General features: G+C 65.1%; 1 protein-coding gene. It reads right to left on the bottom strand.

All coding sequences use genetic code 11. From position 1 onward, the window contains the following. A partial coding sequence (locus EN851_RS35940) for a creatininase family protein (protein ID WP_189587382.1) occupies nt 1-281 on the bottom strand: 281 nt, incomplete at both ends.

Here is a 281-nt window from a genome sequence, read left to right as displayed (position 1 = left end):
GGATGATGGCATGGATGTTGCGGAAGCCGACGCGCAGCAGCCCGTAGAACAATTCCTCCGCGAAAGGCGAAAGCGCAGGGCCGCCGACCTGCACCGAGCCGCTGCCCTCCGGAGCCGCCACCGCGTAGCTTGCCGCGCCGTAATAGAAAGGCGGCAGGATGACGATATCCCTCTCCCTCTCGATCAGCTCCACCGTCTTGATGACGGCCAGCGTGTCCATGCCGACCGCCATGTGCTCGCCATGGTATTCGAGCACGCCAAGCGGCAGCACGACCGGCCAG

The sequence above is a fragment of the Mesorhizobium sp. M8A.F.Ca.ET.208.01.1.1 genome (genome assembly GCF_004791315.1).
Lineage (GTDB): Bacteria > Pseudomonadota > Alphaproteobacteria > Rhizobiales > Rhizobiaceae > Mesorhizobium.
The sequence above is the reverse complement of the archived record's forward strand: the minus strand, read 5'-3'. Positions and strand labels throughout refer to the sequence as shown.